The sequence below is a fragment of the Nocardioides cavernae genome (assembly GCF_016907475.1).
In the GTDB taxonomy this organism is placed as follows: domain Bacteria; phylum Actinomycetota; class Actinomycetes; order Propionibacteriales; family Nocardioidaceae; genus Nocardioides; species Nocardioides cavernae.
Genome location: NZ_JAFBCA010000001.1, coordinates 2,163,436 through 2,180,480, shown reverse-complemented (window position 1 = coordinate 2,180,480; position 17,045 = coordinate 2,163,436). Strand labels below are relative to the sequence as shown.

The following is a 17,045-nucleotide window of genomic DNA, read 5'->3' as shown; positions in this document are numbered from 1 at the left end:
ACCGAGGGAGCCTGATGGAGGCCGTGCACGGCTTCGACGGCCACAGCTTCGCCGTGTTGCTCCACGTGGTGCTGTTCGCGTACTGGCTCGGCGGCGACGTCGGCGTCTACTACGCCAGCCGCTACATCCTGCGCTCCGACCTCGGACCGGAGGCCCGCGCGGTGTCGACCAAGATCATGCACGGCGTCGACATCGCGCCGCGCGTCGCGCTCGTGCTCTTCCTCCCGAGCGGGATCACCCTGATGGCCTGGGGACCTCTCGGAGACCAGTTCTTCGTGCATGGCTGGCTGCTCGCCCTGGTGTGGGTGGCGGGGCTGACCTGGCTGACCGTGTCCCTCATCGACTACCGCGGCGGCGACACCCCCCTTGCCCGGCTCTCCCAGCGTGCGGACCTGGTGGTCCGCTACGCGCTGAGCGCTGGATTGCTCGCCGCCGCGGTCTACACCCTGGTCGCCACCGATCCGTTCGGGGTCGACACGAATCCGCGGTGGCTGGGCGCCAAGGTCGCGGCCTACGCCCTGTGCATCTTCTGCGGCGTGATGATCCGCCGACAGCTGCTGCCGTTCGGGCCCGCGTTCGGCACCCTGGTCACCTCCGGCTCGACGCCCGAGGTCGAGCGGGCGATCCTCGGCTCGATCCGACGGTGCGAGCCGTGGGTCTATGCCATCTGGTCCCTCGTGCTGCTCGCGGCCGCGCTCGGGGTCATCAAGCCCGGATCGACGGCGTTCTGATGGACGGCCCGCTGGCCGGGACGAGGGTGATCGACGCCTCGACGATCCTCGCCGGTCCGCTCGCCTGCCAGATCCTCGGCGACTTCGGCGCCGACGTCGTCAAGATCGAGCACCCGGTGGCCGGGGACGGGATGCGCGGCCACGGCCCCTCCCGCGAGGGGACTCCCCTGTGGTGGAAGGAGATCTCCCGCAACAAGCGGGCGGTCGGCCTGAGCCTGTCGACGCCAGAGGGCGCCGCGGTGTTCCTCCGCCTGGTCGCCACCGCCGACGTGGTCGTCGAGAACTTCCGTCCGGGCACGCTCGAGCGCTGGGGACTCGGCCCCGAACGGCTGCACGAGGTCAACCCCGGGCTGGTGCTGGCGCGGATCACCGGATTCGGCCAGACCGGCCCGTACGCGGCCCGCGCGGGCTTCGGCACGCTGGCCGAGGCGATGAGCGGGTTCGCACACCTGACCGGCCAGGCCGACGGCCCCCCGACGCTGCCGGCCTTCGGCCTCGCGGACTCGATCTGCGGCATCGCCGCCTCCTCCGCGATCTCGATGGCGCTGCTGGCCCGCGAGCGCAACGGTGGCCAGGGACAGGTGATCGACCTGAGCCTGCTCGAGCCGATCATGACCGCGGTCGGGCCGGGCCCCACGGTCTTCCAGCAGCTCGGGACCATCGGCGCCAGGCACGGCAACCGTTCGACGAACAACGCCCCGCGCAACGCCTACGAGACCAACGACGGCCACTGGGTGGCCGTGTCCACCAGCGCGCAGGCGATCGCCGAGCGGGTGCTTCGCCTGGTCGGTCACCCCGAGGTGATCGACGAGCCGTGGTTCGCCTCCGGGCACACCAGGGCCGAGCGGGCAGACCTGCTCGACGACCACGTGGGCAGCTGGATCGCGGCCCGAAGCCGCAGCGAGGTCGTCGAGGCGTTCACCGGCGCCGGCGCCGCCATCGCCCCGGTCTACAGCGCCCGCGACCTCGTCGAGGACGCACACGTGCGCGAGACCGGGATGCTCACCGAGGTCCCCGACGACGACCTCGGGCCCGTGCTGCAGCACAACGTGATGTGGCGGATGTCGAGCACGCCCGGCCGGATCCGCTTCACCGGCCGCGACCTCGGGGCCGACACCGACGCCGTCCTCGGCGAGCTCGGCGTACCCGCCGACGAGCTCGACCGCCTCCGCGACCAAGGGGTGATCCGATGAACGCCACCACCGCCCTGCTCGACGCCATCAGGTCCGGGCTACGGGTCGTCGACCTCGGCCGCACCCTGACCGTGGGGATGCCCCAGTCGCCCAACCATCCGGCGTACTGGCACGCGCTCCCCCGTCGGCACGGGGACATGGTCCGTGCCGACGGCGGCTCGGCAGCCAACGACATGATCTCGATGGGCACCCACGTCGGCACCCACATCGACGCCCTCGCCCACGTCTCGCAGGACGGCCTGCTGCACGGCGGGCTGGACGCGGCAACCGCGCTGCAGGGAGGCCGCTACGTCGACCTCGGCGCGCACACGATCGAGCCGATGGTGCGCCGTGGGGTGCTGCTCGACGTGGCTTCTGCGCTGGGCGTGGAGTGCCTCGAGCCGGGCTACGAGATCCGCGTGGAGGACCTCGAGGCCACGATCGAGCGACAGGGGATCACCATCGGCGCCGGCGACGTCGTCCTGGTCCGCAGCGGCTGGGGGTGCCACTTCGACAGCGACCCCCAGCTGTTCATGGGGCAGGCGTCGGGTGTGCCCGGCGTGGGTGAGGCCGGGGCGGTCTGGCTGGCCGGGCACGCGGTCCACGCGGTCGGGGCCGACACGATCGCCTTCGAGCGGCTGGCTCCGGGTGCGGGTCACGGGCTGCTCCCGGCCCACCGGGTGCTGCTGGTCGAGCACGGGATCTACATCGTCGAGACGATGGTGCTCGACGAGCTCGCACGAGACGGGATCCACGAGTTCTGCTTCGTGCTCTCCCCGCTGCCCCTGTTCGGGGCAACCGGCTCGCCGGTCCGGCCACTGGCGGTGGTCGGCGCGTGAGCACACTGCCCGAGCAGGTGAGGCGGGGGCAGGGGCACGAACAGACACCCTCGGAACGGACCCTCTCGGAGCGCTTGGCGTCCTTCGCCGTCCGGTCGGCCGAGGACGGCGTCCCGGACGACGTCGCGGCGAGCGTCCAGCAGCGCGTGCTCGACGTCCTCGGCCTCTGCGTCGCCGCCCATCGGCTGCCCACCAGTGCGGCCGCGATCGGACACGTTCTGGACCAGGGCGGTCACGCGCAGGCGACCGCGGTCGGCGTGCCGCAGCAGGTGACCGCCGCGCAGGCCGCCTTCACCAACGGCGTGCTCGCGCACTCGCTCGACTACGACGACACCCACCTGCCGTCGGTCCTGCACCCCAGCGCCAGTGTGGTCCCGGCAGCGCTGGCCGCCGCCGAGCACGTCGGTGCCACCGGCGAGCAGACGGTCCGCGCGATCGCGGTCGGGCTGGAGGTCGCCGTCCGGCTCGGGATGGCCGGCTACGACGAACGCCTCGGCAACTCGGTCTTCTTCGAGCACGGCCAGCACGCCACCTCCATCACGGGCGCGATGGGCTCCGCCGTGGCGGCGAGCCTGCTCCACGGCGCCGACGAGCGCGGCGTCGTCGACGCGCTCGGACTCACCGCCTCGATGGCGTCGGGCGTGATCGAGGCCAACCGCACCGGCGGCACCGTGAAGCGCCTGCACTGCGGGCTAGCGGCACAGGCCGGCGTCACGGCTGCGCAGCTCGTGCGCCGCGGCTTCACCGGACCTCCGACCGTGCTCGAGGGTAGGTTCGGCTTCTTCGAGGCGTGGCTGCACGGGCGGTTCTTCGCGAGCGCGGTCACCGACGGGCTCGACCCCGATGGTCGATGCCGTGACTGGTCGGTGCCCGGCATCTTCTTCAAGCCCTACCCGGCCAACCACTTCACCCACGCGGCGATCGACGCCGGCCTCGCCTTCCGGGCACGCGGCGTGCGTCCCGAGCAGGTCTCCTCGATCACGGTGGGGGTCGCGAGCGCGGTCATCCGCACGATCGGACAGCCGATCGAGGTCAAGCGTGCGCCGGCGACCGGCTACCAGGCCCAGTTCAGCGGCCCGTACGCCGTGGTCGCCGGACTGCTCGGCGGGTCCGGCCTGGGCCTGGGCCTCGACGACTTCACCGACGACCTCGCCCGCGATCCGCGGCGGCGCGCGCTGATGGCGCGGGTCGAGGTGGTGGCCGACCCCCGGTGCGACGCGATCTACCCCCACCAGCTTCCGGCCGTGGTCACGCTCCGCACGACCTCTGGCGAGGAGCTGGTCGAGGAGGTGCTGACCAACCGCGGCGGACCGGCCCGGCCTCTGAGCGACGACGAGCTGGCCGTCAAGTTCGCCGACAACGTCGCGGCTCGGCTGGCGCCGCCGGCCGCCGACGCCGTCCGCCGAAGCGTCGCCGACCTGCGCGGAGCCTCCGACGTCCGTGCCCTGCTGACCCCGCTGTCCCGCCTGTCCGTCCCCGAGGAGACCCCATGAGCGAGCTGGACCTGATCATCACCAACGTCTCGGCAGTCCTGCCCGGGTGTGACGACCCGCAGGTGGTCGACCTCGGCATCAAGGACGGCCGGTTCGCCAGGATCGAGGCCGGCCTCTCCCACGACCTCGCCGACCGGATCGTCGACGGCCGTGGGCGCACGGCCTTCCCCGGCGTGGTGGACGCCCACCAGCACTGGGGGATCTACAACCCGTTGCCCGAGGACGCGCTGAGCGAGAGCCGCGCCGCGGCCCAGGGTGGGGTGACGACCGCGCTCTCCTACATGCGGACCGGTCAGTACTACCTCAACAGGGGTGGCGACTACGCCTCGTTCTTCCCCGAGGTGCTCGACCTCACCGAGGGTCGCGCGGTCATCGACTACGCCTACCACCTGGCGCCGATGAGCCGCGGCCACATCGAGGAGATCCCCGCGCTCGTCGCCGAGCACGGCGTCACCTCGTTCAAGGTCTTCATGTTCTACGGCAGCCACGGGCTGCACGGTCGCAGCGCCGACCAGAGCTCGTTCCTGATGACGCCCGAGGGCGAGCGCTACGACTACGCGCACTTCGAGTTCGTGATGCGCGGGATCCAGGCCGCGCGGGAGAAGTTCCCCGACATCGCCGACCAGATCTCGCTGTCGCTGCACTGCGAGACGGCGGAGATCATGACGGCGTACACCCAGCTCGTCGAGGAGGACGGCACGCTCACCGGCCTGCCCGCCTACCACGCCTCGCGTCCACCGCACTCGGAAGGCCTGGCGGTCACCATCGCCTCCTACCTCGCGCACGAGACCGAGCTGCCGACGATCAACCTGTTGCACCTGACCTCGCGCAAAGCGGTCGACGCCGCCCTGCGGATGGCCGACGCGTTCCCGCACATCGACTTCCGCCGCGAGGTCACCGTCGGCCACCTGCTCGCCGACTGCGACACCGCGCACGGCGTCGGGGGCAAGGTGAATCCCCCGCTTCGTCCGCGTGAGGACGTCGAGGCGCTGTGGGCCTACCTGATCGACGGCACGATCGACTGGGTCGTCTCCGACCATGCCTGCTGCAAGGAGGAGATGAAGTTCGGCGCGGATCGCGACGACGTCTTCGTGGCCAAGTCCGGCTTCGGTGGCGCCGAGTACCTCCTGGCCGGGATGGTCACGGAGGGCTCGAGGCGGGGTCTTTCCTTCGGCCGGATCGCCGAGCTCACCGCCACCAACCCCGCGGCCCGCTACGGCCTCGGCAACACGAAGGGTGCGATCGCCGTCGGGCTGGACGCTGACGTCGCCCTCGTCGACACCTCACACACCTGGACCGTGCGCGCCGCGGAGTCGGAGTCGGCCCAGGAGTACACGCCGTTCGAGGGCACCGAGCTCACCGCCAAGGTGACCGACACCTTCGTGCGGGGACACCAGGTGATGACCGACGGCGTCGTCGGTGGGCAGCGCGTCGGTCGCTACCTCCGCCGGCCGACCGCCTGAAGGCCCTCGATCGACGCGCCGCCGACGGGTCTCCCCCCGAGCCTGTCGGCGGCGCGTCCTCCACGAGGCGCGCCCCGAAGCCACCGCGCCCTCAGAGGCCGTAGCGCGCGAGCTTGTCGTCCTTGGCGCCGCGCAGGAACTTCCTCATCATCCGGCCGGAGGTCAGCCAGGCGATCTCGGCCCCGTTCTTCCTGCTCGCCAGCATCTGGTCGACCAGGAAGGGCGCCACGTCGTCGACGTGGTCGCTGAGGATGTTGACCATCCTGCGCTGGCTGGCGACGGCGTCAGGGTGGCTGGCCGCCTCGCGCAGCCAGCCGTCGCTGATCAGGATCCCCGGGCGGACCTGGCCGACCCGGACCGCGGTGCCGTCGACCTCCTTGACCAGTGCCCGGGTGAACTGGTCGAGACCGCGCTTGGTCGAGGAGTAGACACCCATGCCGGGCCGGACGGAGCCGTCGCTGCCACCGCCGAGGATGTTGAAGACCTGACCGCGACCGGCCGCCGTCATCGAGCGCACGGCCACCTGCGCGCCGTGGATGGTGCCGAGCATGTTGGTGCCGACCATCGTCGCCACCTCCTCGGGGGTCGTCTCCAGGATCGTCCGGTTGGTGTAGGCCACACCTGCGTTGTTGACCCAGAGGTCGACGGAGCCGAACGCCGACGCGGCGGCCTCCCAGAGTGCCTGCACCTGCGTGGGGTCGGTGACGTCGGTGGGTACGCCGATCACCGCGGCGTCACCGGTGGCCTCGGGACGGAGCCTCCCGACCGCCTCGTCGACGGCATCGCGACCACGGCCGGAGACAGCGACGCTGTGGCCGCGCCGTACGAGCTCGCGGGCGAGGGCGAAGCCGATGCCCTTGGTGCTTCCGGTGATGACGGCGTTGGTCATGGTCACTCCTGGTCGTGGTCAGCGGGCTCGGGCGAGGGTCAATCGGGCATGGCGTACGACGGCCTCGTCGACGAAGTCGCCGTCATCGTCGACGGCGACGCCGGCACCGGCGAGCTCCCACTGCCCGACCAGGCGCCTGGCCGCCTCGACCTGGTCCCCGGTCGGGGTGAAGACCTCGTTGGCGACCGCGACCTGGCCGGGGTGGATGCAGGCGCGGCCGACGAATCCAAGCCGGGCGAGCTCGATGGTCGACTCCCGGAACGCACCGAGGTCACGGAAGTTGGTGGAGACCGGTGCGATCGGCGGCTTGATGCCCGCAGCCGTGGACGCCAGGACGACGTGCGAGCGGGCGTAGAGCAGCTCGCGGTCGTCGGCACCCGGTGTGATCCCGACGTCGGCACGGAGGTCGGCCTCGCCGATCTGGAGCCGGTGCACCCGCGGCGCCTCCGCCAGCTCTCCGGCGCGGAGCACCGCCCTGGCGCTCTCCAGCAGGGGCACGACGCCCGCAGTCGAGCCGAGCGACGACAGCAGGGCGTCGAGCTCGACGAGCTCGTCGACGGACTCCGTCTTGGCGAGCATGAGACCGGTCAGGGCCGGGGCTCCCACCACTGCGCGGACGTCGGCCTCTCGCAGCGCACCCGGGTTGACCCGCACCCAGACGGCGACGTCGTCCAGGACCGGCAGGTCGTGCAGCCAGATGCGCACGGTCTCGCGGGCACGGTCCTTCGCCGCCGGCGCGACAGCGTCCTCGAGATCGATGATGACCTCGTCCGCCCCCCGTTCCAGGATCCGGCGGAGCTTGTCCTCGGCATCGCCGGGCACGTAGAGCGCGGATCGCGCCAGCCAGGTGCGCACATCAACCGACACGGGTCTCCCCCTTGATCAGGGACTTCGCCACGACCGTGCGAAGGACGTCGTTGGTGCCCTCACCGATGCTCATCAGGATCGAGTCGCGGTAGAGCCGCTCGACCTCGAACTCGGTCGAGTAGCCGTAGCCGCCGTGCACCTTCATCGCGTCGATCGCGGCCTGCAGGGCCACCTCCGAGCAGAAGATCTTGGCCATGCCGGTGGCGCCGTCGGCCCGGCCTCGCCGGACGGCATCGGCGGCCCAGTAGGCCATCAGCCGCGCCGCCTGCACCTGGGTACCGAGCTCGCCGAGCGTGAGCTGGATCGCCTGGAACTCCGCGATCGGCTGACCGAACGCCTTGCGCTGCTGGGCGTAGGAGAGTGCCTCGTCGTGCGCGCGCTGGGCGATGCCCACCGAGCGGGCGGCGATGTTGACCCGCCCCCACTCCAGGGCCGACAGCACCTGCTGCATCCCGCGGCCCTCGACGCCGCCGACCAGCCGGCTCACCGGCACGTGCACGTCGGTAAGCGAGATCTCGCAGGACTCGGTTCCCTTGTAGCCGAGCTTCGGGATGTCCCTGGTGACCTCGTAGCCGGGGGTGTCGGCCTCGATGAGCAGCACACTCATGCCCCGGTGGGCGGGCGATGCGCCCGGGTCGGTCTTGACCAGGACCGGCAGCGGGTTCGCGTGGCGGGCGTTGGTGATCCACGTCTTCGCGCCGTTGACCACGTAGTGGTCGCCGTCCAGGCGGGCGGTCGTACGGATGCCCTGCAGGTCCGTGCCGGCGTCGGGCTCGGTGAGGCCGATGCCGCTGCGGCGCTCACCAGTGGCGAGCCCGGGCAGGTAGGCCTGCTTCTGCTCCTCCGTGCCGTGCATCGAGATCAGCCGGCAGGCAAGGGAATGGCTGCCGAGGATGCCCGCGATGCCCATCCATCCGCGAGCGATCTCCTCGAAGACCAGCGCGAAGGAGACCGGGTCGAGGTCGAGGCCGCCGTGCTCCTCCGGCACGGTGATGCCGAAGAGGCCCATCTCCTTCATCCGGTCCACGATCTCGGTCGGGTAGCGCCCCGAGGCCTCCCACTCCCGTGCGACGGGGACTATCTCCTTGTCGACGAAGGTGCGCAGCAGCGACTTGAACGCGCGCTGATCCTCGTCCAGCTCGAACCTCATGCGGACTCCTGGGTCGTGGGACGGAAGACGGGGAGCGACCGACCGTCGGGCAGGTCCACCCAGCCGACGGTGACGGGGTCGCCGACCTGCGGCTCGGACGGCAGTCGGGTGAGCACGACCGGGCCCTCGGCCAGCCGCACGCGCGCCAGAACGTAGGGCGTCTCGACGTCGGCCCGCGGACCGCGGTGCACGACGGTGAAGGTGTCGACGGTGCCCGCACCCGAGATCTCGCGAGGGATGAGCGGTCCGGTGCCGCCGCAGCGCGTGCAGTGCGACCGGGGAGGGTGCTGGACGTGGTCGCAGGCAGGACACGCCTGGACGGTGAACCGGTGCTCGCGGGTCGCATCCCACCAGGCCGCGGTCATCTCGTCCGCGGGCGGCACCTCGCCGGGCACGAAGGTCGTCGTGGGCTCGCTCATCCGGCCGCCCCCAGGACGACCGTGGCGTGGGTCGAGAGGATGCCGCCGGTGCCGTGGGCGACGGCGATCTCGGCGCCGGCGACCTGGCGATCACCGCACTCACCCCGAAGCTGCCGGACGGCCTCGACGAGCAGCAGCACGCCGTACTGGCCGGGGTGGCAGTAGGAGAGGCCGCCGCCGTTGGTGTTCAACGGCAGGGCGCCGCCGGGTCGGATCCGGCCGTCCGCGATGTAGTCGAGCACCTCGCCGGGACCGCAGAAGCCGAGGCCCTCGATGCTGAGCGCCGCGGTGATCGTGAACGAGTCGTAGACCTCGAGCACGTCGACGTCGTCGGCGGTGACGCCGGCTCGGGCGAAGGCGTCGGCGGCCGCGCCTCCTGCACCTGGCACCGCCAGGTCCGCCACCGTCGTGAAGGAGGTGTGCGTGGTGCGCTCGCCGTAACCGAGCACCTCCACGGGGGTACGGCGCAGGTCCCGGGCGCGTTCGAGGGAGGTGAGCACGACCGCTCCCCCGCCGTCGGTGACCAGGCAGCAGTCGGCGACCGTGAGCGGGCTGGAGACCATCGGGGCGTCCAGGACGTCGGCGACCGTCAGCGGGCCGGCCTCGTGGCGGTACGCCGCCGGGTTGAGCAGCGCCCACTCCCGCGCCGCGACGGCGACCTCGGCGAGCTGCTCGCGGCTGCCGCCGTAGCGGTGCAGGTAGGCCTGGGCGGCCATCGCGTAGTAGGACGCCGGGTAGAGCGGGTCGTAGGGCTCCTCGAACTGGGCCTCGGGCGCCCACGGCTCGAACAGTCCACCGAGCCGGCGCGACCGGGCCGAGCGCTGGTTGGACGCGAACGAGATCACGACCGTCGTGCACTGGCCGTCGCGGATCGCCTGGGTCGCCCGGGCGACGAACATCTCGAACGCGCTGCCTCCCGCGAAGGTCGAGTCGGTCCAGGTCGGTGCGAGGCCGAGGTGGTCGGCGAGCTGGGTCGCGGAGAAGCGACCCACGCCGGTGGTCGCGAGGCCGTCGACCTCGGCGAGGGTGAGCCCGGCGTCGGCCAGGGCCCGGGTCACCGCTTGCGTCTGCAGGCCGAGGATCGAGCGGCCCGTGGACCCGAGGTCCGACTCGGCTGCTCCGACGATGGCGACTGCGGTGCTCATCGCAGCCGTACCTGCGCGGCTGCCGGGGCGACGGCGACGCGCGCCTGGTCGCCGACGACCTCGACGCGGCACTCGAGCGTCGCCACGCCGTCCTCGACCGACGTCACCCGGCCCGCGCAGCGCACCCGCTCCCCCGCGAACACGAAGCTGTTGAACCGGAACGACAATGCACTCAGCGTGGCACCCGGACCGGCCCAGTCCAGCACCATCTCGGCGAGCAGGGCGCCGAAGAGCTGGCCGTCGACCACGGGCCGGTCCAGGCCGCGCTCGGCGAGCCAGGCGCTGTCGTAGTGCAGCCGGTGCCAGTCCCAGGTGGCACCGGCGTAGGCGACCATGTCGGCCAGCTCGACGGTGCGCTCGAGCGAGATCTCGGTCCCTGTCGTCATCGCGTGGGCACCTCCACGTAGATGAGCGTCTCCTCGTTCTCGACGAGCAGGTGGCCCTCCTGGTTGGTGTAGGTCGCGAGCGACGTCACGATCACCATCGCCTGGCCGCCACCCGTCACGCGCTCGGTGACGTCGGTGACCTCCCAGTGGGTGGTGACGACGTCCTCGGGCCGGACGGGCCGGTGGAAGCGGTAGGAGTTGCCACCGCGCACCTCCCGGGTGCCGGGCAGGTGGAAGCCCCAGCCGTGCCCGGCGAAGCCGTTGACGTCGCGCGGAAGGTCCACGAACTGGTTGGTCTCGCACACCAGCGTGGGAGGAGCGAGGTCACCCGCGAGGTGCAACGGGTTGTCGTCACCGGTCGCCATCGCGAAGTAGCGGATCGCCGCGCGCCCCAGCGGCTCGGGTGCGACGTACGTCGCGGTCCGCCCGACCAGCGCGCGGACCTCCTCGCTCAGCAGGCTCACACCACCACCGCCGTCGGGAAGACCTCGAAGAGGAACTCGGGTCGCAGCAGCCCGGCGCACCCGGCGACCGACGACTTCGCACCCGGGAAGCGCGCCTCGCGCGCGGATGCGATCTCGGCGGAGTCGCCGTCGGGGCAGACGTACTCCAGCACGTGCACCAGCTGGTCCGCCGTCGCACCGGCGGCGTCGAGCACCTCCTGCACGGCGGCGTACGTCGCCTCCGACTGCGCCGCGGAGTCACCCGGGAAGAGCGCTTCCTGGGTGACCATGTCCAGGGCGGCGAACCCGCTCATGTAGAGCGTGTCACCGGCCAGCACACCCGGGGTGTAGGTCAGCGTCTCGTAGCGCGTCCAGCCCGGGTTGACGGCCTTCAGCGGGAGCCGCGAGGCGGTCACGTCGAGGGCGACCAGGATCCCGGGCCGGTGCAGCCGCGACATCAGGATGCCTCCGGCCCCCGGGAAGACACCGGCACCCCCGAGCCGGTCCTTCCGCTCACGGTGGGTCCGCCGGTAGACGTCGCGGGTCGCAGGCGTGCTGTAGTCGTAGGTGGTGACGACCGCGTCGAGGGAGAGTCCGAGCGCACGCAGCCGCCGGTCGGCCTCCTCCAGGCACCAGGCGTACTGGCCCACGAAGTCCCCCTCGTGCACGACCACTCCGCGCGCGTCGACCGGCAGCACGGTCGGCAGCACGACGGCACCCGCACCCACTGGTGGCGCGCCGACCTCGGCACGGTACGACGACCCGTCCGGCAAGGACTCGACCACGATCGTCGTCACGACGTCGTCGGTCGAGCGCAGGTCGTCGTAGGCGGGCAGCGCACCCACGGTCACGTACTCGACGGTGCTCATGCATCCTCCTCGGGAGTCGCCAGCCGGTTGGCCATGGCGATCAGGGCGGTCAGGTCCAACGTGTCGACCGCGGCGGTCAGGGCCGCGGTGGCATCTGCGCAACCGAGGTTGCCGCCCAGCTTCGTGGTCGGCGAGGCCGTGGCGCTGCGCTCGACCCGGCCGGTGCGGATCTCGCCGTCGACCAGCACCACCTCCACCCGGCTCGGCGCGTCCGCGGCGACGCGGGGGTCCGGCACCTCGTGGACGCGTACGCGGGTGGCGAGGGCGGCGACGGCCGGCCGGTCCAGCGAGTCCCGCGCGTAGGTGTCGACGCCGACGCCACCGTCGGTGAGCAGCGCGGCCAGGCTCCACGGGAGGGAGAACTTGGCGTCGTAGGCCGTGCGCGGCACGACCTTGTCACGCTCGCAGACGATCGCGGCGCTGTCGGGGTGCACCTCCACGGTGACGGTGTGCACCCGGGCGGGATCGAGCGGTCCGTCGACCAGTGTCCGCAGGCCGGCGTCGAGCGCCGCGTGCATGAGCTGGCAGGCGGGGTAGGGCTTGAGGGTGATCTGCGTGGTCTCCCACCGCACGCCGAGGTCCGCGACGACCAGCGCTGGGTCCGCCTGCCCGTCGGCGTGCGCGGCGTAGAGCCCTCGACCGCCCTCGAGCACCGAGTCGGGTCCGTCCGCCCCGGCGGCGGCGAAGCGCGCCGCGAGGATGCCAGCGTGCGAGGCCAGCCCCGGGTGCAGCTGCTTGGTGTCGGATCCGGTGGCGAGGAACTCAAGCAGTCCCCCCGACGAGCTGCCGGCGATGCCCAGGGCATCGACGGTCTGGGCCTCGGTGAGGCGGAGCAGTCGGGCGGCCACCAGCGCCGCGGCGAAGACGCCGCAGGCGTGCGTGGCGTGCAGGCCGCGCTGGTGGAAGGCGTGGGGTGCGGCACCGCCGATCCGGCAGACGGTCTCGAAGCCGATCACCGCGGCGACCAGTGCCTCGTCACCGGAGGCGCCGACCTCCTCGCCGACGGCGAGCAGGGCCGGCAGGACGACGGCCGTCGCATGCACCAGCCCGCCGGCATGCGTGTCGTCGAAGTCGAGCGCGTGCACGAGGGTGCCGGTCGCGAGCGCAGCCGCCGGGGCAGAGACCCGCGTGCCACGCCCCAGCAAGGTGGCCTCCGGCGGACCTCCGAGGCCGGCCGCGACAGTCAGTGCGGGGTCGGCCAGCCCCCGCCGCGCGGCCGCGACCGCACAACCGAGACCGTCGAGCAGGTGACGGCGGGCGGCCGCGGCCACCTCCTCGGGTATGTCGTCGTGGTGCAGGCCCAGGGCCCACGCCGCGAGGTCGGAGGTCACGGTCATGCCGGGGCCACGTCCCCGAAGGCACCGCGGGCGGCGAGGTCGGAGATGGCGGTGGCTCCGTAGCCGAGCACCTCGCCCAGGATCCTGGCGGCGTCCTCGTTGCGCTGCGGCGCACGTCGGTAGGTCGGCGGCTCCGAGCCGACCCGGACCGGTGAGGCGACCTGGCGGATGACGCCGTACCGGGGGTGATCGGTCTCGACCAGGAGGTCGCGTGCGATCGTGTGCGGCTCGGCAAGTGCGGCGGCCACGTCGTTGATGGGAGCGTGCGGGATCGATGCCGTGCGCAGCGGCTCGAGCCACTCGGCGACGGTGCGCTCGGCGATGATCGCCTCGAGCAGTGGCAGCAGCACGTCCCGGTTGCGGTCACGGTCGGCGAAGGTCGCGAAGCGAGGGTCGCTCGCCCACTCCGGACGTTCGATGACGACCGTCAGTCGCTGCCAGAACTTCTCCTTGGCGCAGCCGACGACCAGCCAGCCGTCCTTGGCCTCGAAGGCCTGGAAGGGCACCAGGGAGGGATGGGCGGAGTGACGCATCCGCGTCGGTCGGAAGCCGGCGTTGAGGTGCCAGGCGGCAGGGTAGGTGAGCATGCCGATGGCGGTGTCGTAGAGGCTGACGTCGCAGTCCATGCCGATGCCGTCGCGGCGTGCGGCGTGGATGCCGGCCAGCAGCGAGATCGCGGCGACGAAGCCGCCGCTGTAGTCGACCATCGACAGCCCGGACTTCGACGGGGGGCCGTCCGGGTCACCCGTCAGCTCCATCCAGCCGCCGAGCGCCTGGAGCACGTAGTCGTAGCCGGGCTCCGAGGCCCGTGGACCGGTCATGCCGAAGCCGGTCAGCGAGCAGCACACGATCGCGGGGTTGAGGTGCGCGAGGTCGTCGTAGGTGATCCTGATCTTCGCCGGGACGTCGCCGCGCAGGTTGCTGTAGACCGCGTCGCTCGTCCTCACCAGGTCCTCGAAGACCGCGCGGCCGGCCGGAGATGCCAGGTCGAGCGAGAGGCTCGACTTGTTGCGGTTGAAGGCCTCGAAGAACAGCGAGTCCTCGCCCTCGGCGTACGGCGGCACATAGCGGCCCACGTCGCCACCGACCCGGGGGTCCTCGATCTTGATCACCTCGGCACCGAGGTCGGCGAGGTGCACGCTCCCGAACGGCCCGGCGCCGTACTGCTCCACGGCGAGGATCCGGACGTCCTCCAACGGCCTCATCGCAGTGCCCCGGTTCCGGAGGCTCCGGTCAGGTCGGCGATCAGCGCGATCAGCTCCTTCTGGGCGGCCCGCGTCTCGGCGGCGGACAGCCCGTGGGTGGGCGGGGTGAGCTTGATGCTGTCGGTGATGCCGTCATAGGCGGCGAGTCGCTCGGCGACGTCGTCGCGGGTTCCCGACAGGGTGAGTGCGTCGACCATCCGGTCGGCGACCGCATGCGCGAGGTCGCCGGCGCCGCGCCCGGCGCGGAACGCCTCCACGACCGCGGCCTGCTCGTCGGCGAGGTCGTGGAAGGCGAAGAAGTCGGCGTAGGTGCGGACGGAGGCGTAGAAGCCGACCATCCCGGCGGAGCGGCGTCGGGCCACCTGCGGATCGGCGTCCACCGAGCAGCAGGCGGAGGTCACCACGTCCAGCGCATCGCGCGGCCGGTCACCGCGAGCGAGCCCGGCCTCGAGCTCGGGCAGGATCAGGTCGCGCAGGTAGTCCGGGGAGATCAGCTCGTGGGAGATCCAGCCGTCGCCGATCTCGCCCGCGAGCCGGGTCATGGCCGGGCCCATGGCCGCGAGGTAGACCGGGATGTCCGTCCTCAGGACGGGGTAGGGGCGCCGGTAGCCCCGGATCTGCATCGGCTCGTGGTCACCGTCGAGCGCGATGGGCTCACCGCTGGTGCAGCCTGCCCAGAAGGCCCTGATGTTGCGAACGGTCTCGCGCAGGTGGGTCACCGGCTTGCCCCACGTGACGTGGTGCCAGTCCTCGTTGAGCCGCTGCACGCCGGTGCCGAGGCCGAGCACGAACCGGCCGCCCGAGAGCTCGTCGAGGTCGAGGGCCTCCAGTGCCGTCACCATCGGGCTCCGGGTGAAGGCGAGCGCGATCGCGGTCCCCACCCCGGTGGTGCTGGTGGCCTGGGCCAGCGCGGCCGCGCCGACCGTGGCGCTGCGGTGCAGCTCGGGCACCCAGACGACCTCGGCCCCGGCGTCCTCGGCGGCTCGCGCCGCGTCCGCGACCTCGCCCAGCGTCTCGCCCCACGGGCCGAAGGTGATCCGCACGCCTCAGCCCTCCAGGCCGATGGGTCGCTCGCCGTCGGGGAAGATCCCCTCGAGCTGCGCGGCGCCGTGCTTGTAGACGTAGAAGGTGCGCCTGAACGAGCACACCTCACGCCCGTCCTGGTTGAGCGTGCGGGTGCGGACGGTGACGATGCCGGCGTGCGGGCGCGAACCCGACTCGCGCTTCTCGAGCACGATGGACTCGCTGAAGAGCGTGTCGCCGGCGAACACCGGATGGGTCATCCGGATCTCGTCCCAGCCGAGGTTGGCGAAGGCGTTCTGGGTCAGGTCGGTGACGCTCTGGCCGACCGCGATGGCGACCGTCAGGGTCGAGACGACCAGCGGTCGCCCGAACTCCGACCGTGCGGCGTACTCGGCGTTGAAGTGCATCTGGTTGCTGTTCATGGTCAGCAGCGAGAACCACGTGTTGTCGGCCTCGCTCACCGTGCGGCCGAGGGGGTGCTGGTAGACGTCGCCGACTCCGAAGTCCTCGAAGAACCGTCCCTGCCAGCCTGGCTTGACGCTCACGCCGTTCTCTCCTCCGTGCCGATGATCGTGGTGGTCCGGTCGGCGGCGCGGAGCAGCAGCTCGGCGACCGCGTCGGGACGGGTCAGGGGTGCGTCGTGCCCGGCGTCGAGGAGGACGTAGCCGGTGCCGCGCTCGTCGAGCCGTCGCCGGGTGGTTCCCGATGGGTACGTCGCCGGGGTGCCCGTGCAGAAGGCGTAGGTCGCGGGAACATCCGGCAGCGCATCCGCGACCGGGTCCAGGGACGGCGCGAGCGGCGTCGGGGTGAGCCGGGCGTTGATCCACTCCGCGGTGGCGACGTCGAGGTCGCCACCGGGCTCGAGCGGCCGGGCCGGCACCAGGGTGTCGCGGGGAGGGAGGCTGTGCGGGTGGGGCGGCGGCGGTCCGAGGTCCACGGCCCGCTCCCCCGGGTCGGGGACCGCGGCGTCGAGGTAGACCAGCCGGCGCAGTCGTCGGGGTACGCGCAGCGCGACCTCGCGCACCACCACCCCGCCCTGGCTGTGACCGACCAGCACGACGTCGTGGAGGTCCTCGAGCACCAGCAGGTCGGTCAGCTCGTCGACCCAGGTCGACAAGCCGGAGACGTGGTGGGCCGCCCGCTCACCGGCGCCCGCGAGGCTGGGCGCCTGCACGTCGTGACCCGCGGCGAGCAGCCGGGTCCGGACCCTGGCCCAGGCCCAGCCGCCGCGGAAGGCGCCGTGCACCAGGACGTAGGGGCTCATGCGTGGCCCGGTTCGTTGAGCACGACCTCGAGGTACTCGCGCGGATAGGAGTCGTAGGGCCGCAGGTGCTTGTACATGGCCATCAGGTGGTCCTGGTAGCCCGCGGCGCGGGTGCACTCCTCGTAGCTGTCGACCGAGTCGAAGAAGCGCAGGTGGGTGAAGTGCGTCGGGTCCTCCACACCGCGGACCAGCTGCCGGCCGCGATAGCCCGGATGGTCGCGGAAGAAGCGTCCGAACTCCCCCGACAGCTCGATGTACACACGCGCGTGCTCCTCGCCCTCGCGGGTCCACGCCTGGCTCACCACCACGACCGTCACGGCATTCCTCTCGCCAAACTCTGGATGTCATAG

The 17,045-nt window shown here is 72.0% G+C and carries 19 protein-coding genes; 5 read left to right on the top strand and 14 right to left on the bottom strand.

Annotated elements, in window-relative coordinates; genetic code table 11:
* Window positions 1-14: 14 nt before the first annotated feature.
* The 5 genes from JOD65_RS10185 (at window position 15) to JOD65_RS10165 (ending at window position 5,698) form a co-directional block, all read left to right on the top strand.
* Complete coding sequence (locus tag JOD65_RS10185) at window positions 15-731, top strand: hypothetical protein (RefSeq protein WP_191196607.1); 717 nt, start codon at window positions 15-17, stop codon at window positions 729-731.
* On the top strand, window positions 731-1,924 hold the full coding sequence (locus tag JOD65_RS10180) for a CaiB/BaiF CoA transferase family protein (RefSeq protein ID WP_191196606.1): 1,194 nt from the start codon (window positions 731-733) through the stop codon (window positions 1,922-1,924). Before JOD65_RS10185 ends, JOD65_RS10180 begins: the two co-directional genes overlap by 1 nt.
* A complete protein-coding gene (locus tag JOD65_RS10175; RefSeq protein ID WP_191196605.1) occupies window positions 1,921-2,742 on the top strand; it encodes a cyclase family protein in 822 nt (273 codons plus the stop codon). The genes JOD65_RS10180 and JOD65_RS10175 overlap by 4 nt, the downstream gene beginning before the upstream one ends.
* A 74-nt stretch (window positions 2,743-2,816) precedes the next feature.
* A complete protein-coding gene (locus JOD65_RS10170) occupies window positions 2,817-4,235 on the top strand; it encodes an MmgE/PrpD family protein (protein ID WP_224747955.1) in 1,419 nt (472 codons plus the stop codon).
* Window positions 4,232-5,698, top strand: a complete 1,467-nt coding sequence (locus JOD65_RS10165) for a dihydroorotase (protein WP_191196604.1) — start codon at window positions 4,232-4,234, stop codon at window positions 5,696-5,698. Before JOD65_RS10170 ends, JOD65_RS10165 begins: the two co-directional genes overlap by 4 nt.
* A 91-nt stretch (window positions 5,699-5,789) precedes the next feature.
* On the opposite strand, the gene JOD65_RS10160 is transcribed toward JOD65_RS10165, so the two are convergent.
* Genes JOD65_RS10160 through JOD65_RS10095 form a run of 14 tightly spaced genes read right to left on the bottom strand, consistent with a single transcriptional unit; the run spans window position 5,790 to window position 17,012 of the window.
* Entirely contained in the window at window positions 5,790-6,587 is a 798-nt protein-coding gene (locus JOD65_RS10160) for an SDR family oxidoreductase (protein WP_191196603.1), read from the bottom strand.
* Window positions 6,588-6,605: 18 nt separating this feature from the next.
* Complete coding sequence (locus tag JOD65_RS10155) at window positions 6,606-7,454, bottom strand: HpcH/HpaI aldolase/citrate lyase family protein (RefSeq protein ID WP_307821070.1); 849 nt, start codon at window positions 7,452-7,454, stop codon at window positions 6,606-6,608.
* Window positions 7,444-8,604 carry an acyl-CoA dehydrogenase family protein gene (locus tag JOD65_RS10150; protein ID WP_191196602.1) on the bottom strand — a complete coding sequence of 387 codons (1,161 nt, stop codon included), beginning with the start codon at window positions 8,602-8,604 and terminating at the stop codon, window positions 7,444-7,446. Before JOD65_RS10150 ends, JOD65_RS10155 begins: the two co-directional genes overlap by 11 nt.
* Entirely contained in the window at window positions 8,601-9,023 is a 423-nt protein-coding gene (locus tag JOD65_RS10145; RefSeq protein WP_204811092.1) for a Zn-ribbon domain-containing OB-fold protein, read from the bottom strand. The genes JOD65_RS10150 and JOD65_RS10145 overlap by 4 nt, the downstream gene beginning before the upstream one ends.
* Entirely contained in the window at window positions 9,020-10,168 is a 1,149-nt protein-coding gene (locus tag JOD65_RS10140; protein ID WP_191196601.1) for an acetyl-CoA acetyltransferase, read from the bottom strand. The genes JOD65_RS10145 and JOD65_RS10140 overlap by 4 nt, the downstream gene beginning before the upstream one ends.
* On the bottom strand, window positions 10,165-10,554 hold the full coding sequence (locus JOD65_RS10135; RefSeq protein ID WP_191196600.1) for a MaoC/PaaZ C-terminal domain-containing protein: 390 nt from the start codon (window positions 10,552-10,554) through the stop codon (window positions 10,165-10,167). The genes JOD65_RS10140 and JOD65_RS10135 overlap by 4 nt, the downstream gene beginning before the upstream one ends.
* Window positions 10,551-11,018, bottom strand: a complete 468-nt coding sequence (locus JOD65_RS10130) for a MaoC family dehydratase (protein ID WP_191196599.1) — start codon at window positions 11,016-11,018, stop codon at window positions 10,551-10,553. Before JOD65_RS10130 ends, JOD65_RS10135 begins: the two co-directional genes overlap by 4 nt.
* Window positions 11,015-11,866 carry a RidA family protein gene (locus tag JOD65_RS10125; protein ID WP_191196598.1) on the bottom strand — a complete coding sequence of 284 codons (852 nt, stop codon included), beginning with the start codon at window positions 11,864-11,866 and terminating at the stop codon, window positions 11,015-11,017. Before JOD65_RS10125 ends, JOD65_RS10130 begins: the two co-directional genes overlap by 4 nt.
* On the bottom strand, window positions 11,863-13,203 hold the full coding sequence (locus tag JOD65_RS10120) for an MmgE/PrpD family protein (protein ID WP_191196597.1): 1,341 nt from the start codon (window positions 13,201-13,203) through the stop codon (window positions 11,863-11,865). Before JOD65_RS10120 ends, JOD65_RS10125 begins: the two co-directional genes overlap by 4 nt.
* Complete coding sequence (locus JOD65_RS10115; RefSeq protein WP_191196596.1) at window positions 13,200-14,408, bottom strand: CaiB/BaiF CoA transferase family protein; 1,209 nt, start codon at window positions 14,406-14,408, stop codon at window positions 13,200-13,202. Before JOD65_RS10115 ends, JOD65_RS10120 begins: the two co-directional genes overlap by 4 nt.
* Window positions 14,405-15,451 (bottom strand): LLM class flavin-dependent oxidoreductase, encoded by a 1,047-nt coding sequence (locus tag JOD65_RS10110; protein WP_191196595.1) that lies wholly within the window; start codon window positions 15,449-15,451, stop codon window positions 14,405-14,407. The genes JOD65_RS10115 and JOD65_RS10110 overlap by 4 nt, the downstream gene beginning before the upstream one ends.
* Before the next feature lie 3 nt (window positions 15,452-15,454).
* Window positions 15,455-15,976 carry a MaoC family dehydratase gene (locus tag JOD65_RS10105; RefSeq protein ID WP_191196594.1) on the bottom strand — a complete coding sequence of 174 codons (522 nt, stop codon included), beginning with the start codon at window positions 15,974-15,976 and terminating at the stop codon, window positions 15,455-15,457.
* Window positions 15,973-16,695, bottom strand: coding sequence for an alpha/beta fold hydrolase (locus tag JOD65_RS10100; protein WP_191196593.1), 723 nt, complete (start codon window positions 16,693-16,695; stop codon window positions 15,973-15,975). The genes JOD65_RS10105 and JOD65_RS10100 overlap by 4 nt, the downstream gene beginning before the upstream one ends.
* The gene (locus JOD65_RS10095; RefSeq protein WP_191196592.1) at window positions 16,692-17,012 is read right to left on the bottom strand and encodes an antibiotic biosynthesis monooxygenase family protein; all 321 of its coding nucleotides are present in this window, start codon (window positions 17,010-17,012) and stop codon (window positions 16,692-16,694) included. Before JOD65_RS10095 ends, JOD65_RS10100 begins: the two co-directional genes overlap by 4 nt.
* Window positions 17,013-17,045: the final 33 nt, after the last annotated feature.